Source organism: Verrucomicrobiaceae bacterium, assembly GCA_016713035.1.
GTDB lineage: Bacteria > Verrucomicrobiota > Verrucomicrobiia > Verrucomicrobiales > Verrucomicrobiaceae > Prosthecobacter.
In genome coordinates this window covers 703577-728540 of the sequence record JADJPW010000003.1, presented here as the reverse complement: position 1 = coordinate 728540, position 24964 = coordinate 703577, and the positions used below count along the sequence as shown (strand labels likewise).

The following is a 24964-nucleotide window of genomic DNA, read 5'->3' as shown; positions in this document are numbered from 1 at the left end:
CGAATGACCCTTGTGGCCCTGCTTATAGACCGCCTCCGCCGCCGGTAGGTATCCGTCAAACGTAGCGCATGGGGCTGACGTAGCCCAGTGTCAGCCAAGCGAGGGCATGCAGCCTTCAGCCTTTGTAGCGATCAAGTGTGTCGTAGCCGCGAGGCTCAGCTTGATGAGTTGGAGCGCAGCGGCATGAAGGGCCAGCCTTTCGCACGAATGGCTGGGATCGACTGCCAGACCATTGCTTCGTGGATTCAAAAGTGCCGCCTTGCGAGCGGCGACGATGCTAAGCTGGCTCAAAAATCAGCTTCCAAGTCTGGCACAGCGCCCCGCAAGGCTGCGCTTCAGGTCGCCGAGATGGCGGAGCCATACTTTGCGAGATTTGGTCTAGCCGCGCTTATGCCGGTCCCAGCCACGGTCATCATGGCGATGGCGGTCACGGCGGCCTCTGCCGTGATCCTCTTCATCGTCGTAATCAGGCTGCTTCCTGGCGGGGGCAGCTCCTTTGTGCCCACCGCCGCCACCGCCACCGAAATCACGGCGTGGGGGCCGCTCCTCCCGTGGGCGTGCTTCGACGATGCGGATTTGGCGGCCTTCGAGCTCGGAGCCATTGAGCCCATGCATGGCGGCGAGCGCCTCGGTTTCCACGGGCATATCTACGAAGGCAAAGCCGCGCGGGCGGCCTGTCTCGCGATCCATCATCACGCGGGCGCTGGATACGGTGCCGTAGGCCGCAAAGGCAGCCATCAAATCGTCATCAGTGGTCGAATAGGGCAAGTTGCTGACATAGAGATTCATAAGAAAACAGGAGGCAACAGGCTGAAGGCTAGAATAAACCCGAAAAAGTGTCAATCCGTGCCTTTGGGGGCGATTCCAAGTGGCCGAGGTTGGTCGAAAAGGAGGGTGTAGAATCTGCTTGCAGCAGTGCGGTTGAATTCGCTATGCATCGCGCCGTCTGAGATATCCTCACCTGCATCCATATCATGAAAAAACTCCTTCTTGCCCTCACCTTCATCCTGACCGCTGGCCTCACGCATGCTGCTGAGGCGCTCAATACCGTGTGCCCCGTGTCTGGTAAGCCCGTAAACGCGGCGATCACGAGCCAATACAGCAAAACCGTCGCCGTCTGCTGCAATAAGTGCAAAGCACAGTTCAATGCCACACCGAAGGCATATCTGTCGAACATCCTCGCTGCCGTCACCGGCCAGTGCCCTCTGAGCAAAAAGAAATCGGATAGCGCCATCACGGTCTCCTATGCCCGCCAAGTCGCCTTTGCGGATGCTGCGAGCAAGGCAGAGTTCGATAAGGCTCCGGACAAGTGGATCAAAGAAGTCCGCCAATAAGTCTAGCGCGGCACAAAGAGCCTCTTTTCCCCCATGCGGAGCCGTTTAACAGCGGCTCCGCTTTTTTATCGAGTGCAAGAATGCTCCTCAGTGGCCTGTTCCATCCCTCTACGCATGAAAACGCTCACTGTACTGACTCTCGCGCTCGCCACCGCCGCCACTGCGGCAGATTTGAAATTCAAAAAACACACACTCACGGAGGAATTCGTCGCGGAGGGGGCTCACTTCGCTGATTTCGATCACGATGGCGACAACGACATCTGCTCTGGGCGCTTCATCTGGAAAGGCCCCGATTTCAAGGAACGCGTCGCTTTTGCGCCGAAGTTTGAAAAAGAGCCCTACGACCCTGCAAAGGGTTACAGCGACTTTTTCCTCACCTACACCCATGATTTCAATGGGGACGGCTGGAGTGACATCCTAGCCTACTCTTGGCCAGGAAAGGAAACCTGGGTCTTTGAGAATCCACAGAACAAAAAGGAAGAATGGCCGCGTCACACCATTTTTGACATCACGGACAATGAGTCCCCGGACTTCCGTGACATGAATGGGGACGGTAAACCGGAGTTGGTGTGCCACACGGGCGGCCAGCTCGGCTATGCGGAGATTGATTGGGGCAATCCGCTGGGCTCCAAAGCTCGCTTTCGCCCCATCACGCCGAAATCGCCTGAAAATGACAAAAAATACTTCAAGTACACCCATGGCTATGGCGCGGGTGATGTGAATGGAGATGGTCGTGCAGACATCCTCGATAAAGAAGGCTGGCGCGAGCAACCTGCTGATAACAAAGCGGACAGTGAGTGGAAATTCCACCCGCAGGCCTTCCAAAAGGCAGGTGGCAGCCGCGGTGGCTCCTTCTTGCTCGTTTACGATGTGAACGGGGATAAAATCAACGACGTCATTACTGGCTACGACGCCCATGGTTTCGGCTTCGGCTGGTTCGAGCAGAAAGCAGATGGCAGCTTCATCCAGCATGATCTCATGGGTGCCACTGAGGCGGAAAGCGCGGTCGGCGTGAAATTCAGCCAGCTTCATGCCATGCAGCTCGCAGATATGAATGGGGACGGCGTCATGGATGTGGTCACTGGCAAGCGCCGCTGGGCTCACGGCCCGCTCAAAGATGATGAACCGAATGCTCCGCCCGTGCTTTACTGGTTCGAGATCAAACGTGGCAGCAACGGTGGCGCAGAGTTCATCCCGCATCAAATCGACGACAGGAGCGGGGTGGGCACCCAAGTCACGCCAGGTGATGTCAATAAGGATGGCAAGCTCGACGTCGTCGTGGGTAATAAAACAGGCGTCTTTGTTTTCCTCCAAGAATAGGAGTAGGCATTGCTGCTTCAGCCTTTATTCTTGGGCGTGTTTCGTTTCCTCTGCCGCACTCTGCTTTTACTTCTGGCCAGCTTTATACTGGCCGTCGGTATTTATGCGAATACGCAGCGCTTTAGCGTCCGGTGGCGTGGATTTGTGATGCAGGAGCTGGAGAAACATGGTGTATTCATCGACTTTGCTCGGTTGGTCATTAATCCGACGGGCGGGTTGGTGGCGGAGGATGTGCGATTGTTTAATGATGGCTCTCGTCGGGCGCAGATCGCGGCAGTGAGCCATCTGAATCTCGATGTGAATCTCACCCGCCTCATCAATGGCGAAGTGCGGGTGGAGTCGCTCGTGTTAAGTCATGCAAATGTGTCTCTTCCCGTGGACCCAGACCGTCCAGATCTGACGGTTGTTTCATTGGAGGATCTGAATGCGCAGGCGGTGCTCGATGGCAATCAGATCGACATCCGGCACGCACGCGGCCTGCTCTCTGGCCTGCGACTGGACATCCATGGAGTGCTGATCCTGCCGACGAAAACAAAGGACGATGAAGACAAAGCTACTGCACTGGAGCGGCTGAAATTCATCCGCCAGTATCGTGCGCAGGTGCAGAATGTGCTGGACTGGCTGGCACGCTTTCAGTCGCCGGAGCCGCCACAGATCACTGTGGAGGTGAGTGGTGATTTTAATAAGCCGCAGGACATCCAGGCGGAGGTTTCCTTCCAGGCTGAGGAGCTGCGCTTTGAAAACTACGTCTGGAGTGAGATTCATGCCGTGGCAGGCTATGACAGCGGCATGATCGATGTGCGCCGGCTGCGCTTGGCAGATCGTTTGGGGCAGATCGAGGCGACAGCGACTTGGCGCATGGGCGCGGACCGTGCTCGTTTCCGCATGACTTCCAGCGCAGATATTCCTGCGCTGGCCCGCACCTTTTTCGATGTGGAGGCTCTGAATGAGGCGGTTTTTTATGAGCCGCCGGATCTTTCGATCGAGGGCTATTGGTTCCCCGGCATCAACAAGGGCAAGGAAGCCGCCGAACGTGTCTTTCCGGCTGAAATCACCGGGAAAGTCGAGTGCAAACGCTTCGGCAGTCGGGGGGCGATTTTTGAGGGCCTCACAGCCAGCATCGGCGTGAATCCAGATGGCTTCTATATCCGCGATGCTGAGCTGCGGCATAAAACCGGCACCGTGGACATCCAGTTGATGCGCCACCGCGAGCAGGGGGTGCGCTACGATGCCACCCTGCGGATGGACCCGAATGTGCTGGTGCCTTTTGTCATCCGTGAAAAGACGCGTGATCTGATCCGCCGCTTTGAATTCGATGAGAAATCCCACATCGACGTACAAGTCGCCGGCGAGGGGCCTTCATTCGTGCTTCAAGATGGCGTAAACTCTGGCCACGGGGTGCTGCGGAATTTCCGCTACAATGGGGTGTATCTGGAGGAGATGGAGGCGGATCTGGCCTTCCAGGGTTTCTTCCAAAACTTTCGCAATGTGAGCATTCGCCACCCAAAAGGGCCTGCTACGGCCGAGGACGTTTTCCTCAATGATGAGCAGAAGTGGGTGCGTCTGACCAAGGTGCATGCCGCAAGTGACACGCCAGATTTGTTGCGGTGTTTTGCGGCGAAAACAGCGGAGCATATCGAGAAATACCGCCTCACCGTCGGAACGAATGTCACCGTGGATGGCACCATCGGCATCCGTGAGCCGAAGTACAATGACTACCAAGTCACCTTCCACTCGGAGAGCGGCGAGGGGCACTACACCTTCCTGGGTGATGATCACACCATACTCTCGCCGGATGGTGTGGTGCGTGTGAAGGAGCGCATCTTGTCCTTTGATGTGAAAGGGAGCCTTTTCCAGCGCCCCTTTCGTGCGGTGGGGCAGACGGACCTCACGCCAGAGGTCACGGCGTGGAATGTCGATGTCGAGGCCGGAGCCTATCCCTATGAAGTGCTGGCCACCAAGGTGCCTGTCACGAATGCGCGGGCGAGAGTGAGCAGTCAGGGCCAGGATGTGCTCTTTGATGTGCAGGGAGGGGCTTTTGGCCGCCCATTCCGTGCCACGGGCCGCACGGATGCACGGGCGGATGTGAATGACTGGAGTGTGAATGTGGATGCGGGGCTTTTCCCGTATGAGGTGCTCTCCAAGACGCTCGACTTCACCGGCGTGCATGCTGAGGTGGATAAAAAAGGCAGCCATATCGCATACGATGTGAAGTCCACTGTGCTCGGTGGCGGCATGACGCTGAAAGGCACGCTCGATGAGTCTCGCACGCCAAATCCGTATGCAGGTGAGTTGCGGCTCGATGCGATGAATTTCTCCCAGTTTGCCAAAACTTACTCACGCAATGACGATACGAGCCAGGGAGACCTGAGTGGTCATTTTAAATTCACTGGCCGCATGGATGACTGGCCTGCGCTGAAAGGCGGGGGCTCGCTCATCATCGTGAATGGCAATCTCATGTCGGTGCCGATCCTGGGGCCGCTCACACCGCTGATCGGCGCTATTTTGCCAAAGCCCATCGCGGGCTACAACATCGCCAAAGAGGCGGATTGCACCTTTGAGATCGCGGATGGCTTCTTCCGCACGCGGGATCTGGAGGCGCTGACGACGAGCTTCCGTGTGACGAGCCGCGGTGATGTGAATTTCATCCGCGATGAGATCGACTTCGATGCGGAGGTGCGTGTGCGGGGCCTGCTGGGCATCCCGCTGATGCTGGTGAGCGAGCTTTTCGCCTTCCACGGCACGGGCACCGTAGCGGACTCTAAATGGACGCCGAAGCTGCTAGGCAGTGGTGCCAAAACAGCTCCAGTGGGTGCTCCCGCAGCCGCACCACCAGCCACAGGCGAGCCGCCGAAGAAACGCGGCTTCTTCCAGCGCTTTACGCCGCGCAAGCAGCAGACGCCGTAGTTTGCGCTGTCAGCGCGGACTCGCAGTCTCTAGACCAAACGGGAGAAAAGTGCTCAGTTCTCAGTGCAGAGTAGGTTCGCGAACTGAGCACTAAGCACTTTGGCGAGAGGCATACAAAAACACTCCGAACTCCCCTCCTTCTCAGCGTGTGCAAAAACACAACTCTACGCCTTCGTCACACGCTTCCAGAAGAAATCCAGCTCGCGGGCGAGCACACTCATGACTTGGGCGGGTGGGGCATGCAGGGAGCCGTTTTCGGATTCTTTGATGATGCGCTGCATGGCGTAGAGGGAGGCTACGTTGTTGGAATCGAGGTGGATGGCATCGACGATGGTGTCCACGGTTTCTGGGAAGGCATCACTGAGCTTCAGGATGGTCCAGCTTTGTTGCTCGCGGTCGGTTTTGAAGGTGACGAGCTTCACTTTCGGGGCTGGCTCGCCGAGTGAGGCTGCGGTGGCCTGGGACTCGGCCACTTTACCGGCGGTGAAGGTGGAGAGTGTGCGCCAGTAGGCACCATCGGCGAAGTTCGCGAGGCCGAAGACGATCTCGACTCCGTGGAGCGACCAGCTCATGGCATGACGCCCTGTGAGCCCCGGTAGCTCGTGCTCACTGAAGCGGACGAGGGGGAAGCGCCGACCTGCGAGGCGGATGAGCTCTCCGAGCTTGGTGAAATCGAGGGCGAGTGATTCTGCCTCTGCGCTCATTTGCAGACGCAGTGCCTCAAAGCGACCGAGCAGTGCATCACGCTCCGGTGTGACGACGGGTGTGGCTATGGCTGGGGGCTGTGGTGAGCTGGGTGGCGCTGGAGCAGGTGTCGGAGCGGCCATTTCTGTCGCTTGTCCATTTTCACCCGTGACTAGGGGCTGTCGCAGTTTGCCCAGCATCTCACGCAGTTTTTCAAAAGCACCTGCGCTACGCTCAGAGAGCTCCGTAGCGGCCAAAAGGGCTGGGGAGGGCGCTGCGGGGCTGTTTTCAGCCTCGGAGGACGATGGGACGTTCGTGGGTGCGAGATGCTGGATGACCGGCTGCGGGTCTTTTGGAGCCGCGGAGGCGCTAGGTGGCGTGGGCAGTGGTTTTTCGAGCTCCTGCGGCAGTGCAGCGATGGGCTCTGCGAGGCCCTCAGCCATCGTTTTGGCACGGAGGAGTGTTTCTGGGTCAAAGATCTGCCTGCGGTCATTTGCAGGCATGGGCTCGCTGATGGCCGGGAGGGCTTCATCGGCTTCCTCCTCGTCAATGTGGCTACTGGTGGCTTCGGAGAGTTCTGGAGTGGGGGATTCGTCGATGATGCCACGTGTGAAGGGCTCATCGGGTGATGGCGTGGTGTTTTGGAAAACCTCCCATTGCCGTGCGAGATGCCGCAGGAAGCCGCGTGCCGATACAGAGCCGAGCGGGCGGCCCAGGAAGTAGCGGGGCACATCGACGAAGCTCTCAAACTCACGCCGTTGCTCGGCGGTGACATCGGCGATGTCCAATCGCATGCGCAGTAGCTCGGAGGCATCTGCTTGGCCGAGGCCACGCAGGAGCATCTGGGAGCTGGTGAGGCGGTCCTCCATCGCGCTGGGCAGATGGTGGCCGAAGGTGGCCTGCCACACGTCTTGATTGAGGCTCATGACGACGTGCACGCCATCCATCTCCGCCATATCGAGTAGGAGCGAGGCGATTTTCAGTCCGGCATCTGGATTGCGATAATAGGCATCGAGATGGTCCACCATGAGCACCACCGGCCGCCAGAGGCCGAGTAGGCGAAGGAAGGCCACTGGTCCGTCACGACTCTCATCCGCAGCGAGGATGCGCAGTGGCACGCTGCTGGCTGCGCCGCCTTCTTGAGCGTGCTGGAGCATGGCTAGCATCCACTGATCTAGTGTGGCGCTGTCTGCGGCGACGCTCTGGCCCGCGAGATCCGTGAGCGGCTTGCGCAAAGAGGGGCCGTGACGACGAATCCAGTCACCGATGAGCTTTGCACTGCCTTGAGCGTCGAAAATCTCCACAGGGTTGCCAGCGAGTACGCGTTGGGCTTGATCTGGATTGGCACAGGGGAGCTGGCCGCTGGCGATGAGTCTGCGAAGGAGTGAGGCGCAGACTCCGGCGCAGGCCTCACGCAGGCGTGTCCAACCTGCGCGGCCAGTCTCTGCACGGACCATGGACTCCAGGCCGCGTTTTGCGACGGAGGAAAGGGTGATCGTATCCTCCATCCGGAAGGCCAGCGGCACGAGCACGATCTGGCCACCCGCAGCGCTGGCGAGGCGACCGAGGAGATGCGTTTTGCCATAGCCTGCACGTGGTGCGGTGAGGAGCAGCAGCGGCTGGCCACCACCACCGCCGAGTCGCTCGTCGATGGAGGAGGTGAGCTGACGTAGGATGTCAGCATTCATGCCGGGGACGCTGTGATTCTCCTCCACGGCGTAGGGGCCGGGGCAGACGTCTTCGGCGAAGGGATTACTCAGCGGCTCACGTCCAGGGGCTGGCGATGTGGTGGTGGCCACGTTCGCGGGAGAGGATGGGAGGAGGGAGGAGTCCACGGAGAGTGCGATTGTTTTCAGCCTAGATGATGATCATGGCATTTATGTCCATCGCGGATGGCTCGTGAAAGTAAGTTTTCTGTCTCGCCGGATGTTTTGCGGGAGCGAATTCACCAGATTATAAATGGTAACGAGTCTTTCTCACCTCCGCTGCGGTGCATACGGATACCACACTCCCTGATGCCAATAGCCCTGCGGCTGCGCCTGTTGCTGAGGATACGGATAGGTGGGTGCATAGCCCTGCTGCGGGTAACCAGGTGCATAGCCCTGCGTTTGCTGCGGTGGGTAATAGGCCTGCTGAGGCTGCTGCTGCTGCGGATAATACGGATAGGGATGCTGAGCTTGCGGCTGCTGCTGTTGCTGCTGCGGCTGGGCGGGCTGGCTCTTTGAGTCACCGCGGCTGCCGAAGGCACCGATGCCGGCCTTGGCCACGCCGCCCGTGGCCTTGACGGTGGCGGTGGCGAGTCCACCCGCTGCGGCGATGGGGGTGGTGATGAGCGAGCAAGACGATAGAAAACAAAGGACTGCGGAAAGTAGAAGAAAGCGCGGAGTGGGCATGGATGCGGCCATCTTACCACTCCGTGCAGTCTTTGCATGATGCCTTTTCAGTCATTTTGGCTCCCTGAGGGGCACCACCTTGCGGTCGAGGTCATGCACAGCGTGGATGCGCCGTACCGTGCCGCTGCGGGCCCGCATCAGGATGGAGTGGGTCTCCACACGGTGGCCCACGAGGCGGCATCCAGGCACTAGCGGGCTGTCACTGATGCCGGTGGCACAAAAGAGTGCACTGTCGCCAATAATGAGATCGTCGATGCGATACACCCGCTCTAGTGCAGCCTCACCCACCGCCGCGATGATTTCCGCACGGTGCTCTGGTGTATGTGGCCACATGCGTAGCTGCATATCGCCGCCGAGGCACTTCAGAGCCGCTGCGGCTAGGATGCCCTCTGGTGAGCCGCCAATGCCGACATACAGGTCCACTACGGCATCGGGCATCGACGGAGCTACGGCTGCGGCGATGTCGCCGTCCGAGATCATGCGCAACGCGGCACCGCTCTCTCGCACTTGGCGGATGATGTCCGCATGGCGCGGACGATCCATCGTGGTCACGACGAGGTCACGCTCACGCTTTTCCAGTGCATCAGCGACAAAGGAGATGACCTCGCGCAGTGGCATGTCGAGGAAGCAGCGGTCCCCATTTTTCTCCAGCGCACGCTTCACCGCCGGGCCGTAGGCGATTTTGTGCGAGTAGAATGCCGGTAGGTTTTTCATCAGGCTGGGGGCTCCCTCTGGCACCTGTGCAGCGGCGATGACAGAAACGCTGTTGGGCAGGCCTTTGGCGATGTTGCTGGTGCCGTCGATCGGATCGAGGGCGATGTCAAAACGCGGGCTACCCTCCCGCCAGGTGCCCAGGTGCTCACCGATGAAGATGCCCGGCGCATTGTCTTTGATCCCCTCTCCGATCACGACCTCACCGCGGATGTCCAGGATGTCGAAGACGCCATAAATCGCCGCGCAGGCAGCACCGTCGGCTAGCTCCTTCTCACCGCGTCCGAGCCAGTGAATGGCCTGCAAGGCGGCATTTTCCGTGGCACGCACGAATTCGAATTCCAACACGCGTTCGAGATCAAAAGTGGAGAGGAGAGGCGGTAGTGAGCTCATGGGGATGCAGGAAGGGAATGGTGTAGCAACTGTCGGTGTGTCTGAAGGATTACTTTTGGCAGCGTGGGCAAAAAAACGTCGATCTTTGTCCGAGTACGATCTTGCGGATCATTGCGCCACAACTGCGGCAGGGCTCTCCAGTGCGGTCATAGACTCGGAGGGTCTGCTGGAAGTAGCCGGGCTCGCCTTTTTCATTGAGGAAGTCACGCAAGGTGGTGCCTCCCATCTCGATGCTGGCGGCTAGGACTTCTCGGATGGCGGTGACGAGCTTTTCCAGACGTGGAAGGCTCACTTTGCCCGCTGCTTTGCGCGGATCGATGCCTGCCATGTGGAGTGCCTCGCTGGCGTAGATGTTGCCCACACCGACGACGACATGCGCATCCATGATGACGAGCTTGATCGCGGCAGTTTTGCCCGCGCAGGCCAGTTTCAGCGACTTGGCGGTGAACTCGGCACCCAGGGGCTCCGGGCCTAGGTCACGCAGCAGCTTGTGCTCGGTGGGATCACCCTCCAACAGCAATGCGGCTCCAAAACGGCGTGGATCATGCAGGCGGAGCTGTTTCCCGGTCTCCAGCGTGAGGGCTAGGTGATCATGCTTTCTCCAAGGTGCGTCCTGTGGCACGATGCGTAGGCTGCCAGACATGCCCAGGTGCAGCAGCAGCGTGCCGCGTGCTGTTTCAAAGAGCATGTACTTCGCTCGCCGGGTGCAGAGCGTGATTCGTGTGCCCTCCAGCTTATGGATCGCATCTGGCACGGGCCAGCGCAGACGTGCATCACGCACAATGACCTCGGTGATGCGCTTGTGGAGTACATGCGGACTCACGCCGCGCAGAGTGGTCTCGACTTCAGGGAGCTCGGGCATGGTGATTTGTGGATGGTTTTGGCCTCAAAAGCAAACCGGACGCCCGTTTCCAGGCGTCCGGCTTGAGGTACGGAAAACAATGCGATGCGGCTTACTTCAGCGCTTTGATGTAGAGGTCTTTGTAATAGACCACGCTCTTTGGATCATGTGCCTGGAGCGCCACGGTGCCTTCGCTGAATTTGCGGCCGGGCATGTTCTTGAGTGCGGTGGCGGGGTCCCAGCCTTCGGGCTCAGTCCAGTCGGTGGTCACTTTGCCATTGATGGAGATGGTGATGTGCTTGCCCTCTACTTTGATATGGTAGTCGAACCATTCGCCGTCTGCGACAGGTGCGGTGTTGAGCACGTCTTTGACGGCGTAGAGGCCGCCGGTCTTTTTCGGGTCCTTATGCGCGGTGCTATTCACCTGGCACTCGTAGCCTTTATCGGGCCAGCCTTTGTCCTGATAGGTGGTGTGGATATAGATGCCGCTGTTGCTGGCTTCCATGTGCTTCACCTTCGCTTTGAACTCAAAGCTGGTGAACTTCGCCGCGCCATCTGCGCCCACATAGAAAAGGTGCGCACGGCCATTGCCGATCTTGATCGTGCCGTCTTCGATGGTGAAGCTGCCGGGTGTTTCTTCGTTCGATTTCCAGCCGGTCAGATCCTTGCCGTTGAACATGGAAGTCCAGCCATCGTTATCCGCAGCCTGCGCTGCGCCGAGTGTGAGTGCCGCCAGAGCGGCCAGAGTGAGTTGTTTGAGCATAGAGGTGGCCCGTTTAGCTCCTCCGCCTCCTCCTGTCCATCACCGGGATGCGATTTTGCACACTCCGCCGCATTAGGGACTCTCGGCGGATTTCCCCATGTATAAACTTCTCTCTCCACGACGTAGCAATCGGCTCCACATGCGTCTCCTTGCCCTTCTTTTCACTGCCACGGCTCTCCATGCGCAACTTGCGCCTTATGATGTTTTTCCACCGGCGGACCCGCCTTATTACCGGGTGCGCTATGAGGCATCGAAAAAGCCTGGCGAGCTCATTTTTCCTGTGAACTACACGCTTTGGCTGCCGCCGGGTGTGCAGGAGCTGCGCGGTGTGATCGTGCATCAGCATGGTTGTGGTGAGGGATCGTGCAAATCCGGTCTCACAGGTGCTTTTGACCTGCATTGGCAGGCTTTGGCTAAAAAACACGCCTGCGCTCTGATGGCTCCAGCTTATGAAATGCGCGAAAAAGAGGACTGCCAAATGTGGTGTGATCCGCGCAATGGCAGCGGTGTGGCGTTTCAGCGTGCCTTAGCAGACATCGGTGCTCAAAGCGGCCACCCAGAGCTAGCCACCGTGCCATGGGCACTCTGGGGCCATAGCGGCGGCGGTCACTGGGCTGGTGGCATGGTGCTGACGCATCCAGAGCGTGTCGCGGCAGCTTGGCTGCGCAGCGGTGTGCCACTGCTCACGGCGGATGCGAAACGTGGAACCATCAAGCCGCACGCGGTGCCAGATGCTGCGCTGAATGTGCCCATCATGTGCAATCCCGGCACCAAAGAAGGCATGACGGTCAAAGAAGGCCGCTTCGCCGGAGTGTGGCCTGCCAATGAGGCCTTCTTCACCGCTGTGCGTGCTCGCGGTGGTCTCATCGGCGTCGCGGTCGATCCACTCACGGCGCATGAATGCGGCAATCAGCGCTACTTGGCCATCCCATGGCTCGATGCCTGCCTGAGTGCTCGTTTGCCTGCAAAAAGCGCTGCGCCACTGCAATCCATGCCGCAGGCTGGCACCTGGCTAGCGCCTCTGCTCGGCACCGAGGCTGCACCTGCGGCGCAATTTTCGAGCGATGCCAAAAAAGCCATCTGGCTGCCAAACGAAGCCATCGCCAAAGCGTGGATGCATTATGTCAAAGACACCGCGATCCCTGATGCCACGCCGCCTCCAGCGCCGACGAATCTGCGTGTGAATGGCGCTGAGCTGTCCTGGAGCGCTGAGGCTGATCTGGAAAGCGGCATCGCCAGCTTCATCATCGAGCGCGATGGTAAAGAAATCGCCACAGTAACAGCGCCTGTGAAGAATCCCTTTGGACGCCCCATTTTCCAAGGCCTACAGTACAGCGATACGCCGAATAATCCGCTCATCCCCACACGCTTCACCGATCCCAAGCCCGAGCCCGGCAAACAGCATCAATACCGCGTCATCACCGTCAACACCTCCGGTCTGCGCTCCTCCTCCCAGCCATGAGACTTGCTTCCACGTTCCTTTTTCTAACAGCCCTGCCTGCTGCCGCAGCGGACAAAGTACAGTTCAACCGCGATGTGCGGCCCATCCTCTCTGACAAGTGCTTTCACTGCCACGGGGCGGATGCCAGCCACCGCGAGGCGGAGCTGCGACTGGATTTGCGCGAGGAGGCGCTGAAGCCCGCTGAGTCTGGTGATGCCGCCATCGTGCCGGGTAATGTGGAAAAAAGTCAACTCATCGCCCGCGTCGAACTGCCGAACTCACACGACGATGTCATGCCGCCGGAGAAAAGCGGCAAACCGCTCAGCAGCGCTGAAAAGGCCATCCTGAAGCAATGGATCGCCGAAGGAGCCGAGTATCAGGGCCACTGGGCCTTCATCGCGCCGGTGCGAGTGGAGCCACCGCAGATCAATGGACTGACGCATCCGGTGGACCGCTTCATCGCCACCCGTTTAGCCAAAGAGGGGCTGAAAATGTCACCGCAGGCTGATCCCGCCACGCAGATGCGTCGTGTGGCTCTGGACCTCACGGGACTGCCACCCACGCCCGAGGATCTGGCCTTGCTCTCCGATTGGTCAGAACAAAAATACGAGGCCTATGTGGACCGCTTGCTGAAATCTCCGCACTACGGCGAGCGCATGGCCATGCAGTGGCTGGATTATGCACGCTACGCGGATTCCAACGGCTTTCAGACCGATAGCAGCCGCCAGATGTGGCCCTGGCGTGATTGGGTGATCAAGGCCTTCAATGACAACAAACCCTTTGACCAATTCACCATCGAGCAAATCGCGGGTGACCTCATTCCCAATGCTCGGCGTGATCAAATCGTGGCCACTGGCTTCAATCGAAATCACCGCATCAATGGAGAAGGCGGCATCATCGCGGAGGAATGGCGCATCGAGAACATCGTGGACCGCGTCGAGACTACCAGCGCCACCTGGATGGGCCTCACCATGGGCTGCTGCCGCTGCCATGATCACAAATACGATCCACTCAGCATGAAGGATTTTTATTCCTTCTTCGCCTTCTTCAACAATGTCCCTGAAAGCGGCACCATTCAGGGCGCATCGAACCGCAGCGGCGGCAATAGCCAGCCCGTGGCCACCGTGCCCACTGCCGAGCAGGAGCAAAAACTCGCCCAGCTCGATGCCGAGATCAAAGCCGCCAAAAGCAAGGTCGCCGAGCTCGCTAAGCAGCTGCCTCAGCTCGTCGCAGCCTGGGAACCGAAGGCGCAAGAAACCCTGCGCAGCATGAAAGCAAGCTGGCTACCGCTAACCCCTGCGAAGGTCGAATCCAAAGTCGGCACCGCTTTGATCAAGCAAGCAGACGGCAGCTACCTAGCCACTGGCACCAATCCGAACAAAGATGTGTACATCTTCGATGCACCGCTGCCAGAGGGTGGTGCCTCCGCCTTTCTGCTCGAGTGCTTCACTGATCCCTCCTTGCCCGGCGGCGGTCCCGGTCGCTTCAACAATAGCAACTTCGCTCTCAGTGGCTTCGATGTTTTTGTAAAGAGGGGCAATGGCAAACCTGAGCAGCTCCAGCTCGCCCGTGCCGAGGCCGATCACTCTCAAAAAGGCTACGAAATCACCAGCCTCATCCGCAGTGACAAAAAGAAACCTCGCGGCACCACCTGGGCGGTCGATGGCCCCACGCGCAAAGAAAATCGCCGCGCCATGTTCGTGCTCGAAGAGCCCATTTCACCGGGCAAAGACACGCTGCTCATGCTGCGCCTGCGCATGGAAGGCATCGGTGGTCATAACATTGGCCGCTTCCGTCTTTCCTCTTCCCATTTGCCACCAAAAACCGTCAAACTCAGCGGCGATGCCATTTCGCCCGGCCTGAAGCTCGCCTTTGAAACACCCGCTGCCAAACGCAGCCCGCAGCAGAAAAAAGACATCGAGTCCTTCTTCCGCGCCAATGTCGAAAACCCACTCAAACAGGCCGATGCCGCGCTGGCCCGTGCTCAGCGTGCCTATGATGATCTCGATCGCTCTTTGCCAAACGTCATGGTCATGCAGGAAGGCCCCGTGCGTGACACCTTCGTGCTCAAACGCGGCGAATACGACAAACCGGGCGACAAAGTGACCATGGCCACGCCCGCCGTGCTGCCGCCCATTCCGAAAGGCGCACCCGCGAACCGGCTCGGCCTCGCCAAGTGGCTCGTCGATCCCACAAACCCGCTCACTGCTCGCGTTTGGGTCAATCGCACTTGGGAAAAATTCTTCGGCTACGGCATTTGCAAAACCGCCGAAAACCTCGGCTCACAGGCTGAGTATCCCGTTCATCCCGAGCTGCTCGATTGGCTCGCCACCGAATTCATCCGCAGCGGTTGGGACATGAAGGCCATGCAGAAGCAGCTCGTCATGAGCGCCGCGTATCGCCAGAGCAGCAAAGTCACACCAGAACTCATCGAGAAAGATCCCGAGAACCGCCTGCTCGCCCGTGGGCCGCGTTTTCGCCTCAGTGGAGAAATCGTGCGGGATCAGGCCCTCGCCATCGCAGGACTGCTCGTGCCAGAGATCGGCGGTCCCAGCGTGAAGCCCTACATGCCCGATGGCGTGTGGGATGACACCAGTAAATACGGCGATCTGCGCGGCTATAAGGCCGATACCGGCACCGGCCTCTACCGCCGCAGTTTTTACACCATCTGGAAGCGCACCGCCGCGCCACCCACCATGCTGCTCTTTGATGCACCCTCGCGTGAAATCTGCACCGTCAAACGCAGCCGCACCAATACCCCACTCCAGGCCCTGGCCCTGCTCAACGAAGTCACCTTTGTCGAAGCTGCCAAAGCCTTGGGAGAAAAGATGATCAAACAAGGCGGCAACACCCCTGAGCAGCGCATCGCCTGGGCCTTCAACCGCGCCGTTTCCCGCCCACCCAAAGCCGATGAAATCGCCCTGCTGCGCACCGGTTTGCAAAACCGCCTCACCAGCTTTCAGGCCACGCCCGACTCCGCCAAGCAATTCCTCTCCATCGGCAACTACCAGCCCGATCCCGCCATCCCCAGCGCCGAACTCGCCGCCTACGGCATCACCGCCAGCATCATCCTCAACCTCAATGAGGTCGTGACGAAGCCGTAAAGGCCCTTTGAAAACTGAACATTGATTTTTAATACCCCAGAAGACGACGCCATGTCCTCACGCTCCCCTCATTCATTATTCAAGATTCAGGACGCCCTCAACCGCCGCGTCTTCCTCCGCAACTCCGCTGCGGCAGTCGGCTCCATCGCGCTCGCGCATCTCCATGGCGCTACTTCATTTCCCAACTACGCACCAAAAGCCAAGCGCATCATTTATTTGTTCCAAAGCGGCGCTCCATCGCAGATGGACCTGTTTGATCCGAAGCCGGGAATGGCCAAACATCGCGGCGAAAACCTGCCAGAGTCGATTCGCCAAGGCCAGAGGCTCACGACCATGACTTCGGGGCAAAAATCGTTTCCGGTGGCACCTTCGATGTTCAAGTTCGCCAAGCATGGCAAGAGCGGCATGGAGCTCAGTGAGCTCATCCCAAACATCAGCAGCATCTCGGACGAGATTTGCCTCGTCCGCTCCATGTTCACCGAGGCCATCAATCATGATCCTGCCATCACTTTTTGCCAAACCGGCTCGCAGCTCGCTGGTAGGCCCAGCATCGGTTCCTGGCTCAGTTACGGCCTCGGTAGCCTGAATCGCGATCTACCAGCCTATGTGGTCATGACTTCATTTGGCACGGGCCGCCGCGATGACCAGCCGCTTTATGACCGCCTCTGGGGCAGTGGTTTCCTCCCCACCCAGCATCAGGGCGTGCGCTTCCGCAATTCCGGCGATCCCGTGCTCTATCTCTCCAATCCTGCCGGGGTCGATCGCCCCATGCGCCGCCAGATGCTCGATGAACTCGCCGCATTGAACGAAAAAGAGCATCAAGCCTTTGGCGACCCCGAAACGGTCACTCGCATCGCGCAATACGAAATGGCCTTCCGCATGCAGACCAGCGTGCCTGACCTCGTCGATACCAAAAACGAGCCGCAGCACATTCTCGACATGTATGGCCCAGACGTTACCAAGCCAGGCACCTACGCCGCGAATTGCTTGCTCGCCCGCCGACTCGCTGAGCGCGATGTGCGCTGCATCCAGCTCTTTCACATGGGCTGGGATCATCATGGCGGTCTCCCAAACGCCATCCGTGGCCAATGTCGCGATACCGATCAAGCCACCGCCGCACTCATCAAAGATCTCAAGCAGCGTGGCCTGCTCGATGACACCCTCATCGTCTGGGGCGGCGAATTTGGCCGCACCATCTACTCCCAAGGCACCCTCACCGAGACCAACTACGGCCGCGATCACCATCCGCGCTGCTACAGCCTCTTCCTCGCTGGAGCTGGAGTCAAAAAAGGCTACATCCACGGCGAAACTGACGACTACAGCTACAACATCGTCCGCGACGGCGTGCACGTCCATGATCTCAATGCCACCCTCATGCACCTCCTCGGCATCAATCACGAGCGCCTTAATTTCAAATACCAAGGCCTCGACATGCGCCTCACCGGCATCGCCGGCAACGTGGTGAAAGCGCTCATCGCATGAGAAGCATGGAACATTGAAATTTGAGGGCAGGACATCGTCCCTGTCACTCAATGTTCATTGATATGCTTGCTGATCATGATCCCGACGCTATGGCGGGTTCACCATGTCTGATTCTGTTCGCACCCTTGAACCCCTCGCTCTCTGGAACTGCTTTGCGGATCTCAATGCCATCCCGCGTCCCTCGAAGCGTGAGGAGCGAGTAGTGGCCTTTGTACGGGCATTTGCGGAGCATCACGGCCTAGAATCCTTCGTCGATGCAGCGGGCAATGTGATCATTCGGAAACCAGCGACACCTGATCGACTGGGCAGGCCAGCGGTTATTTTGCAAGCGCATCTCGATATGGTTCACAAGGCTGCGGATGGATTGCACTTCGATTTTGAAGCCCAAGGAATTCAAATGTGGGTGGATGGGGATTGGGTGCGTGCTCGTGGGACTACGCTGGGGGCTGATAATGGAATCGGTGTGGCTGCGATCTTAGCCACCCTAGCCTCTAAAGATCTTAGTCATCCTCCGATTGAGGCTCTTTTCACGTTGGATGAGGAGCAGGGAATGGGAGGAGCACTTGGCCTACAGCCTGGATTGCTTTCTGGGAAGACATTACTCAACCTGGACTCTGAAGAGGATGACACCTTCACGATCGGCTGTGCTGGTGGTGTCGATACGCTGGTGAGCCTAGACTATACCGAGACCTCCTATGATCAGAAGAAGCCACATGTAGTCGTCCAGATCAGTGGCTTACGTGGTGGGCACTCGGGGCTGCAAATCCATGAGGGCCGAGGGAATGCGATCAAGCTCATGGCTCGCATCCTTGCTGCCTGCGGAGAAAAAGTCGTCGCATTGGTCTCCATGCGTGGAGGCAGCGCTCGAAATGCGATCCCGGCACAATGCAGTGCGCATCTAGTGCTGCTTGATCCAGGTCGGTTCGAGGAGGTCTTCCAAATCGAAGTAGCGGGTATCTATGAGGAGTTTCGCCATATCGAGCCACACCTGAGCATTACAGCTTTAAACCGTGATTCGGCTTCTGAATCGATCTCTGCTATGGCCAGCTTGGAGCAGAGAAAGTTCGTTCTATCACTTCAAGCAGTCGTGAATGGTGTTTATCGCATGAGCCCAGTGGTTTCGGGCTTGGTCGAGGCATCCTCCAATCTATCGCTGGTGGCTTTAGCGGATGGACATGCGGAATGGAGCGGTCTTCAGCGTAGTTCCGTTGATTCGAGCAAGCTGGATGTCTCGCGGGCATTTTCAGCGCCTTTTGAATTGATCGGAGCTGCCGTCAGAAACGATGCAGGTTACCCAGGCTGGAGTCCGAGCGCAGAATCCCCTATTTTGGAGAAAATGCGTGGCATTTACCGCGATTTGTTCGGTCAGGCTGTCAAGGTGAGCGCCTGTCATGCGGGGCTCGAATGCGGTGTCATCGCGATGGCTTATCCTGGTATGGATATGATCTCCTTTGGTCCCAATATCCATGAAGCCCACTCCGAGAAGGAATGTTGCAGCATACGATCGGTGCAGAAATTTTGGAAGCTGCTTACAGCCTCCCTGGCGGCTCTATAAGCTGCCTTCTCCAGGGAGGGGATGCACTCCGGGTATCCTTACATCGCGAAAATTTTGTCCATCGCCGTGGTGAGCTTTAAGAGTCCGTTCGGATTGATGCCGCCGCGCTGTTCACTGATCGCCCAGCCTGTGTAGCCGATGTCGTCGAGTGCTTTCATGATGGCTGGCCAATTGTTGGTGCCTTCAGTAAGGTCCACGTCGAAGCCCTTGTAGGTGCCCTCTTCCTTCATCTTTTTCGTATCGTATTCCTTCACATGGATACGGTTGATGCGTTTGCCGAGCACTTTTACCCATTGTTCCGCCCAGCCGTAGCGGCCTACGTTTCCAATGTCAAAGTGCCAGCCGACGACCTTTGAGGGCTCGCCGATCTCATCCAGAAAACGCACTGCCTCCAGAGGGGAAAGGATGAAGTTGTTCCAAACATTTTCGATGGAGATTGCCACGCCAAGTTCTTTGGCGAGAGGCACAGCTTTTTTGATCTGCGTGATGGAGCGCTCCCAGGCCACTTCGTAGGGCACCTCTTCGTTGCAGACGCCTGGAACGACGAGGATGGAGTCCGTGCCGTAGGCTTTCGCATCACGTAGCGTTTGAAGGACGCCTTGTAGGCCCTCTTCACGCACTTTTTCATCGGGATGCGTCAGGGTCTGCTTCCAATGTGTGTGGCAGCACACACTCGCGGCTTTGAGGCCGGTTTTGCCGAGTGCGTCCAGCACTTCTTGCTGATTCATTCCGCCCTGGGCCTCGACGCCTTCGTATCCGGCATCTTTGGCGGCTTGGAGGCGCTCCAGCAGCGTCCCTTTCACGCCGAGCGTGCCAAGCATGATGGCTTTTTTGAGCAGGCGTGGCTTAGCGGCCGTTTGTGCATGGCTGGTCAGGGCAAAGCTGGAGAATGCCGTGCAAACGGCGGAATGGAGAAAGTGGCGGCGGTTAGTCATGGGAATAGGAGTGTGTCGGTGATGATGTGTTTACGCATTGTTACTCGGGTATCTTTTCTCACTTCGCGGCGGGGAGCTTCCACTTTGCAGCATAGAGGTCGCTTTTGTCAGCATTCTTTACTGTTTGCGAACCAAAGGTGACGGGTGCAGCGCAAGCACCGGCGATGATGATTTCATCGGGTGCTCGGAAGGTGATGGGGTAGGCGTTGTCATTGAGCTTGCCGCCCGCTTGCTGCACCCATGTGAGTGAGCCCTTTGCATCGAATGCAGCGAGAAAGATGTCACCGCTGCCGCGAGTGATGAGTGCATGACCCGCGAGGGAAGTATCTTGATTGAAATCACCGCATACAAAGGCTGTGCCGTGATCATCCGTGGTCACACCCAGGCAGTAGTCGGTGCCCGGTCCATGCAGATGCTGCGCCCACTGTACCTGACCTCTGGTATCGAAATGCACGAGGATGCCATCGCTGTCTTTTTCGCCGCTGCTTTGAAAAGTCTGTCCAGCCACCGTGACGCTGCCCTTGAACATGCCTACGCCCCACACACGGCCCTCTGAGTCGCACGCGATCTCATGATACAGAGCACTCGGTGTGCCAGGGATCACGTTCGCCCACATGCCCTCGCCTTCTGGCGTGAGCTTCAGGACAAGAGCGGCAGTTGTTTTGGATTCGATGGCCACTTTGCCGAAACTTCCTGCGCCAGTGGAGTTGCCACCGATGTAGATGTGGTCGCTGCCATCCACGTCGATGCCATGACCGCTGCCTCCAGCGCCTCCAGAAGTCGTGCGATGCCAGATCTCGCGGCCATTTGCGTCATACTTCGTGCAAAAAATCTGCCGCCCGATGGCACCTGTGATGACGACATGCCCCTTTGAGTCAATGGCGATGCCATGGCCGTAATCATAGCCATCGCCACCCTTCACCCGCACCCACAGGACCTTGCCATCTGCTGCGAACTTCGCGGTAAAGACATCATAGCTCCCTGCATTCGGCAGCTTTGCACCGTTCACGATCGCGTCTGTGCTTTCAAAGTGTCCTGTCACATAGGCGTTCCCAGCCGAGTCCGTGATCACACCATAGGCGCGGTCCGTTTTGCTGCCGCCGATAGCACTCACCCATAGAGCCTTACCTGCTGGATCGAGTTTCACCAGACACATATCCATGCCTCCTGCGGTGCGATGAATCTGATCGCCAAAAGAGGCATCGCCAATGCACTCCGAGGCCAGAAAAACATTCCCAGCGCCATCGGTCGTCACGGCACGCGTCTTGTCACTGGAACTACCTCCTCCACTGAAGACCCATTGGCAGTTTGGTGGCTCTACGGCTCGGAGACTGAAGGGGAGTGCCAGAACGAGTGCTGCCAGGTAATTGAGTTTCATGGAGTAGAACTACGCTGGGACTCCATGATCTTTGCATCAGGCGATGATCTCATGGATCAAATGCCCATGCACATCTGTGAGCCTGCGCTGGATGCCATTGTGATAATAGCTGAGCTTTTCGTGATCGAGTCCGAGTAGATGCAGCGCGGTAGCGTGGAGATCGTAGCAGTAAGCAGGATTTTCGGCGGCTTTGAAGCCAAGCTCATCCGTGGAGCCGTAGGCCGTGCCTCCGCGGATGCCTCCACCGGCCATCCAGGCGGTGAAGGCTCCTGGATTGTGGTCCCGCCCTTTGCCCGCACCTTGCGCGGCGGGCTGGCGACCAAACTCCGTGGTGCAGATGACGAGCGTGCTCTCCAGCAGCCCGCGTGATTTCAGATCGGTGAGCAATGCCGCCGCTCCACCATCGAGAATGCTGCCCCAGTAACCGTGGTCACGCACCAGGTCCTCGTGGCTATCCCAGTTCGGTCGGATTTTCTTCGCGGTGGTGTTTTCTGCGCCGCAAAAGATCTGCACGAACCGTGTGCCGCGCTCGACGAGCCGCCGTGCGAGCAAGCACTGTCGTCCAAAAGGCCCGATGTCCTCGTGATCGAGCTGGTAGAGCTTTTTCGTCGCCTCGGACTCACCGCGCACATCGGTGGCATCTGGTGCGCTGAGCTGCAAACGAGCCGCGAGCTCATACGCGGCGATTCGGGCCTCCAACTCGCTGTTTTCACGTCTTTCGGCAGCGTGCGTGCGATTCAGCATCTGGAGGAATTCGCGGCTTTTTTGCTCAGAGCCTTCGAGGTAGCCCTTTGGCGGGAAAAGGTCTGCGATGGGTGGTTTCTCAGCATCTGTGGTGAGGACCGTGCCTTGGTGAATCGCGGGCAAAAAGCCTGCGCCCCAGTTCAAAACCCCGCCGGGTGGCAAGCCGCGTGGATCAGGCAGCACGACAAAGGCCGGCAGGTCATCGCTGAGGCTGCCTAGACCAAAGGTGACCCACGCGCCCATCGTCGGAAAGCCTGGCAAAATGTAGCCGCTATTCGCCATGAACATCGCGGGACCATGCAGAGCCGTTTTGCTCTGCATCGAGTGAATGAAGGCCATGTCATCGACCTTTGTGGCGAGTTTCGGGAACAGATCGCTCATCCAGCGCCCGCACTGTCCATGCTGGCGGAACTTCCACCAGCTAGCCTGGCAGTTGCCGGGCTTTGAGGCAAAAAACGTCAGTTTGCCATCGGGATCAAAGGGTTTGCCCTGTCTCTTCTCCAGCTCCGGTTTGTAGTCCCAGGTATCGACATGCGAGAGGCCGCCAGGGCAGAAGATCTGGATCACCGCCCTCGCTTTTGCCGCATGATGTCCGCCCTTTGGTGAGAGCGGATTCGCCACTGCTGCACTGGCATCGCGGTGCAGCAGGGCGGCCAAAGCGGCCCCGCTGAAGCTGTGAAGAAAATTGCGGCGGGAGGATGTCATATCAATTGGTCAGACCAATCCTATAACGGCCTTACTCACGACTTTTGCAGCAGGATTACTTCTTCAGCCCGGAGAGCATCGCTTTCATCTTGGCCACGTTTTCGGCATGCACCGGGTCTTTGGAGAGGTCTTTGGTTTCTTGAGGATCGTTTTGCAGATCAAACAGCGTCGCACCCTGGCGGCCTTCGTCCCATTCGGTGTAGCGGAATTGCTCCGTCCGAACACTCACACCGAGGAAGCCGCCAGTCTTGCCTTTACCCTTTCCTTTTTTCCCTTTTTTGAGGTTTTTGGGGTCAAAGCTCGGTGCGTTGCTGCCTACAGGTGCTCCACGCAGTGTTTGTGTATAGGCGGGCTTGTCCCACGCAGCCTGCGGATCATCGAGCAGGGGCTTTAGACTCTTGCCATCACTCTGCGGTGCAGGTAGGCCGCACACTTCTGCGAGCGTGGCGTGAAGGTCGATGAGCTCGACGGGACGCGGGCAGCTTTTGCCGTTGTTTACATTTCCTGGCACACTGATGATGAGCGGGACATGCGTGGAGTTCTCCCACAGGCTCTGCTTTTGCCACAGGCCATGATCGCCGAGGTGGTAGCCGTGGTCGCTGTGAAACACGATCACTGTCTTTTCACGCAGTCCCAGACGCTCGACAGCGGCCACGACTTGGCCGACCTGATCATCCATGAAGGTGGTGGAGGCAAAGTAGGCCTGGAGGATCTCCTTTCGCATCGGGTCGGTGAGCTGGTCCTGCTCCTTTTTATAGCTGGCATACGCCGCCGCTGGCATGCCTGGCGCATCCTTCATCGGTCCGGTGGCCAGTTTGATTTTGTCGATGGGATAGCTCTCGAAATACTTCGCCGGGGCGACATACGGCGTGTGCGGGCGATAAAATCCCACGGCGAGGTAAAACGGGCCGTCTTTCTTTGCTTCGAGCAGCTTGATGGCCTCCGCCGCGCCGATGGCGTCGGTTTGCGGTTCCTCGGAGGGATCGTTGAACCAGCTCAGCGTGCCGCCGAACTGACCCGGTGTGAGTGTGTGGATCTGATCTTCCACTTTCTTGTCATGACCGATCGGATTCACGACCTGCTGCCACGATGGCTCGTCATCGAGACCGCTGGTGCCGATCTGCGTCGGCACGCCGTAGTGATACAGCTTGCCGACACGCGCCGAGAACGCACCCGCCTTCGAAAACGTCTGCGGGATGCTCAGCACATCCGGCAGCGCTTTGCGAAAGTGTGTGCTGTTTTCATACACCTTTGTGCTGCCTGGGCGCATCCCGGTCATGAAGGAAGCGCGGCTCGGATTGCACAGCGGATACTGGCAGTAGGCCTTTTCAAAGCGCACGCCATTCGCCGCGAGCTTGTCGATGTGCGGTGATTTCACCTGCGCATGCCCGTAACAGCCGAGGGACGTGTTCAAATCATCGGAGACAATGTGCAGCACATTGAACTTCGGCGGCGCAGCGAGGGCTGTGGCAGCAACGAGGGCAAAACTAGCGGCGAGGAGCGATTTCATGGTGGCTCGTGGTAACGCAGCGCTGGCGGCGAACTCGCGGGATTTTTGCCGGAAGATGAAATGAGCCATTGCTTGCCATCGCACAGAATTCTGTGCTAACCTCAGCCTATGAACATGATCCTTGCGAAAGACATCGTCAGCCTCACCGACTTTGCCCGGCAGACCCGCAAGCACACCGACGAGCTCAAAAAGACCCGCCGCCCGCGAGTGCTGACCCACAACGGCAAGGCGACGGCGGTTGTCCTATCCGTGGATGCCTATCAGAAGCTCGCCGATGATGCGCACGAGCGGCAGATGGACCTGAGACTGCAGGCTGCGGTCGAGGCTTACGCTCAAGGCGAACGAGGTGTGCCGCTCGACGAAGCTTTTCAGCAGCTTCGCAAGCGACTGACAATCCGATCATCTGCCCGATGAAACATCGCGTGGTCCTGTCTCGCGAAGGCAGGACGTGCATCGAGGAGCAGATTGACTGGTTCAAGTCCGACGAGACACACGGCGGCGAGGCGCTTGCTGAGAAGTGGCTCCAAAAGTTGCATGAGGCGCTGGCGGTCTTGGGTGACAAACCTGCCAGGCATGCGTTTGCGCCAGAGAATGGTCGATGGCAGCTTGGCTTCGAACTTCGGCAGATGCCATTTCGACCCTGGAAATCCGGTGTGGGATGGAGGGTGATCTACAGCGTGGACGAGTCTCAGAAATTGGTGACGGTTATTCAAATCCGCCACGAAAGACGGCGCTGGCTCTTCGAAGCGGATTCAGACGACTGA

The 24964-nt window shown here is 58.4% G+C and carries 19 protein-coding genes; 9 read left to right on the top strand and 10 right to left on the bottom strand.

Annotated features, from left to right (window positions below; translation table 11 throughout):
• Positions 1 to 378: 378 nt before the first annotated feature.
• A complete protein-coding gene (locus IPK32_13800) occupies positions 379 to 789 on the bottom strand; it encodes an RNA-binding protein (protein ID MBK8093022.1) in 411 nt (136 codons plus the stop codon).
• 185 nt (positions 790 to 974) lie between these two features.
• Between IPK32_13800 and IPK32_13795 the strand changes: the two genes are divergently transcribed.
• The 3 genes from IPK32_13795 to IPK32_13785 all read left to right on the top strand — a co-directional run bounded on the left by IPK32_13795 (position 975) and on the right by IPK32_13785 (position 5561).
• Complete coding sequence (locus tag IPK32_13795) at positions 975 to 1334, top strand: hypothetical protein (protein ID MBK8093021.1); 360 nt, start codon at positions 975 to 977, stop codon at positions 1332 to 1334.
• Between the two features lie 114 nt (positions 1335 to 1448).
• The gene (locus IPK32_13790; GenBank protein MBK8093020.1) at positions 1449 to 2654 is read left to right on the top strand and encodes a VCBS repeat-containing protein; all 1206 of its coding nucleotides are present in this window, start codon (positions 1449 to 1451) and stop codon (positions 2652 to 2654) included.
• A gap of 36 nt (positions 2655 to 2690) precedes the next feature.
• Positions 2691 to 5561 carry a hypothetical protein gene (locus IPK32_13785; GenBank protein MBK8093019.1) on the top strand — a complete coding sequence of 957 codons (2871 nt, stop codon included), beginning with the start codon at positions 2691 to 2693 and terminating at the stop codon, positions 5559 to 5561.
• A 164-nt stretch (positions 5562 to 5725) separates the two neighbouring features.
• On the opposite strand, the gene IPK32_13780 is transcribed toward IPK32_13785, so the two are convergent.
• From IPK32_13780 to IPK32_13760, 5 genes are all read right to left on the bottom strand, one after another.
• Entirely contained in the window at positions 5726 to 8080 is a 2355-nt protein-coding gene (locus tag IPK32_13780; protein ID MBK8093018.1) for a hypothetical protein, read from the bottom strand.
• Positions 8081 to 8221: 141 nt separating this feature from the next.
• Positions 8222 to 8638: a hypothetical protein gene (locus tag IPK32_13775; GenBank protein ID MBK8093017.1), complete on the bottom strand. Its 417-nt coding sequence runs from the start codon at positions 8636 to 8638 to the stop codon at positions 8222 to 8224.
• 51 nt (positions 8639 to 8689) lie between these two features.
• Positions 8690 to 9742, bottom strand: a complete 1053-nt coding sequence (gene glpX, locus IPK32_13770) for a class II fructose-bisphosphatase (protein MBK8093016.1) — start codon at positions 9740 to 9742, stop codon at positions 8690 to 8692.
• Positions 9743 to 9791: 49 nt separating this feature from the next.
• Positions 9792 to 10604: a bifunctional DNA-formamidopyrimidine glycosylase/DNA-(apurinic or apyrimidinic site) lyase gene (mutM, locus tag IPK32_13765; GenBank protein MBK8093015.1), complete on the bottom strand. Its 813-nt coding sequence runs from the start codon at positions 10602 to 10604 to the stop codon at positions 9792 to 9794.
• Between the two features lie 91 nt (positions 10605 to 10695).
• Positions 10696 to 11346 carry a DUF1080 domain-containing protein gene (locus IPK32_13760; GenBank protein MBK8093014.1) on the bottom strand — a complete coding sequence of 217 codons (651 nt, stop codon included), beginning with the start codon at positions 11344 to 11346 and terminating at the stop codon, positions 10696 to 10698.
• 139 nt (positions 11347 to 11485) lie between these two features.
• Here IPK32_13760 and IPK32_13755 point away from each other — a divergent pair, with 139 nt between their 5' ends.
• The 4 genes from IPK32_13755 (at position 11486) to IPK32_13740 (ending at position 18928) form a co-directional block, all read left to right on the top strand.
• Positions 11486 to 12808 (top strand): hypothetical protein, encoded by a 1323-nt coding sequence (locus IPK32_13755; protein ID MBK8093013.1) that lies wholly within the window; start codon positions 11486 to 11488, stop codon positions 12806 to 12808.
• On the top strand, positions 12805 to 15891 hold the full coding sequence (locus tag IPK32_13750; GenBank protein ID MBK8093012.1) for a PSD1 domain-containing protein: 3087 nt from the start codon (positions 12805 to 12807) through the stop codon (positions 15889 to 15891). Before IPK32_13755 ends, IPK32_13750 begins: the two co-directional genes overlap by 4 nt.
• Positions 15892 to 15942: 51 nt before the next feature.
• Positions 15943 to 17373, top strand: a complete 1431-nt coding sequence (locus IPK32_13745) for a DUF1501 domain-containing protein (protein ID MBK8093011.1) — start codon at positions 15943 to 15945, stop codon at positions 17371 to 17373.
• 103 nt (positions 17374 to 17476) lie between these two features.
• Positions 17477 to 18928: an aminoacyl-histidine dipeptidase gene (locus IPK32_13740; protein MBK8093010.1), complete on the top strand. Its 1452-nt coding sequence runs from the start codon at positions 17477 to 17479 to the stop codon at positions 18926 to 18928.
• 38 nt (positions 18929 to 18966) lie between these two features.
• On the opposite strand, the gene IPK32_13735 is transcribed toward IPK32_13740, so the two are convergent.
• From IPK32_13735 to IPK32_13720, 4 genes are read right to left on the bottom strand one after another with little or no spacing between them, the layout of a single operon-like run.
• Positions 18967 to 19863 (bottom strand): sugar phosphate isomerase/epimerase, encoded by an 897-nt coding sequence (locus tag IPK32_13735; GenBank protein ID MBK8093009.1) that lies wholly within the window; start codon positions 19861 to 19863, stop codon positions 18967 to 18969.
• A 58-nt stretch (positions 19864 to 19921) separates the two neighbouring features.
• On the bottom strand, positions 19922 to 21241 hold the full coding sequence (locus IPK32_13730; protein ID MBK8093008.1) for a hypothetical protein: 1320 nt from the start codon (positions 21239 to 21241) through the stop codon (positions 19922 to 19924).
• A 36-nt stretch (positions 21242 to 21277) separates the two neighbouring features.
• A complete protein-coding gene (locus IPK32_13725) occupies positions 21278 to 22690 on the bottom strand; it encodes a DUF1501 domain-containing protein (protein MBK8093007.1) in 1413 nt (470 codons plus the stop codon).
• A gap of 55 nt (positions 22691 to 22745) precedes the next feature.
• Positions 22746 to 24200, bottom strand: a complete 1455-nt coding sequence (locus IPK32_13720) for a sulfatase (GenBank protein MBK8093006.1) — start codon at positions 24198 to 24200, stop codon at positions 22746 to 22748.
• 108 nt (positions 24201 to 24308) lie between these two features.
• Between IPK32_13720 and IPK32_13715 the strand changes: the two genes are divergently transcribed.
• Together IPK32_13715 and IPK32_13710 are read left to right on the top strand one after the other, a co-directional pair.
• Positions 24309 to 24614, top strand: coding sequence for a type II toxin-antitoxin system Phd/YefM family antitoxin (locus IPK32_13715; GenBank protein ID MBK8093005.1), 306 nt, complete (start codon positions 24309 to 24311; stop codon positions 24612 to 24614).
• Entirely contained in the window at positions 24611 to 24964 is a 354-nt protein-coding gene (locus IPK32_13710; GenBank protein MBK8093004.1) for a type II toxin-antitoxin system RelE/ParE family toxin, read from the top strand. The genes IPK32_13715 and IPK32_13710 overlap by 4 nt, the downstream gene beginning before the upstream one ends.

What these genes read in the sequence shown, in the direction of transcription:
- IPK32_13775 (MBK8093017.1), bottom strand. Translation starts at nt 8,638, where the DNA reads ATGCCCACTCCGCGCTTTCTTCTACTTTCCGCAGTCCTTTGTTTTCTA.
- IPK32_13755 (MBK8093013.1), top strand. Translation starts at nt 11,486, where the DNA reads ATGCGTCTCCTTGCCCTTCTTTTCACTGCCACGGCTCTCCATGCGCAA.
- IPK32_13720 (MBK8093006.1), bottom strand. Translation starts at nt 24,200, where the DNA reads ATGAAATCGCTCCTCGCCGCTAGTTTTGCCCTCGTTGCTGCCACAGCC.
- IPK32_13760 (MBK8093014.1), bottom strand. Translation starts at nt 11,346, where the DNA reads ATGCTCAAACAACTCACTCTGGCCGCTCTGGCGGCACTCACACTCGGC.
- IPK32_13800 (MBK8093022.1), bottom strand. Translation starts at nt 789, where the DNA reads ATGAATCTCTATGTCAGCAACTTGCCCTATTCGACCACTGATGACGAT.
- IPK32_13790 (MBK8093020.1), top strand. Translation starts at nt 1,449, where the DNA reads ATGAAAACGCTCACTGTACTGACTCTCGCGCTCGCCACCGCCGCCACT.
- IPK32_13730 (MBK8093008.1), bottom strand. Translation starts at nt 21,241, where the DNA reads ATGAAACTCAATTACCTGGCAGCACTCGTTCTGGCACTCCCCTTCAGT.
- IPK32_13795 (MBK8093021.1), top strand. Translation starts at nt 975, where the DNA reads ATGAAAAAACTCCTTCTTGCCCTCACCTTCATCCTGACCGCTGGCCTC.
- glpX (MBK8093016.1), bottom strand. Translation starts at nt 9,742, where the DNA reads ATGAGCTCACTACCGCCTCTCCTCTCCACTTTTGATCTCGAACGCGTG.
- IPK32_13725 (MBK8093007.1), bottom strand. Translation starts at nt 22,690, where the DNA reads ATGACATCCTCCCGCCGCAATTTTCTTCACAGCTTCAGCGGGGCCGCT.
- IPK32_13735 (MBK8093009.1), bottom strand. Translation starts at nt 19,863, where the DNA reads ATGACTAACCGCCGCCACTTTCTCCATTCCGCCGTTTGCACGGCATTC.
- IPK32_13715 (MBK8093005.1), top strand. Translation starts at nt 24,309, where the DNA reads ATGAACATGATCCTTGCGAAAGACATCGTCAGCCTCACCGACTTTGCC.
- IPK32_13740 (MBK8093010.1), top strand. Translation starts at nt 17,477, where the DNA reads ATGTCTGATTCTGTTCGCACCCTTGAACCCCTCGCTCTCTGGAACTGC.
- IPK32_13710 (MBK8093004.1), top strand. Translation starts at nt 24,611, where the DNA reads ATGAAACATCGCGTGGTCCTGTCTCGCGAAGGCAGGACGTGCATCGAG.
- mutM (MBK8093015.1), bottom strand. Translation starts at nt 10,604, where the DNA reads ATGCCCGAGCTCCCTGAAGTCGAGACCACTCTGCGCGGCGTGAGTCCG.
- IPK32_13750 (MBK8093012.1), top strand. Translation starts at nt 12,805, where the DNA reads ATGAGACTTGCTTCCACGTTCCTTTTTCTAACAGCCCTGCCTGCTGCC.
- IPK32_13745 (MBK8093011.1), top strand. Translation starts at nt 15,943, where the DNA reads ATGTCCTCACGCTCCCCTCATTCATTATTCAAGATTCAGGACGCCCTC.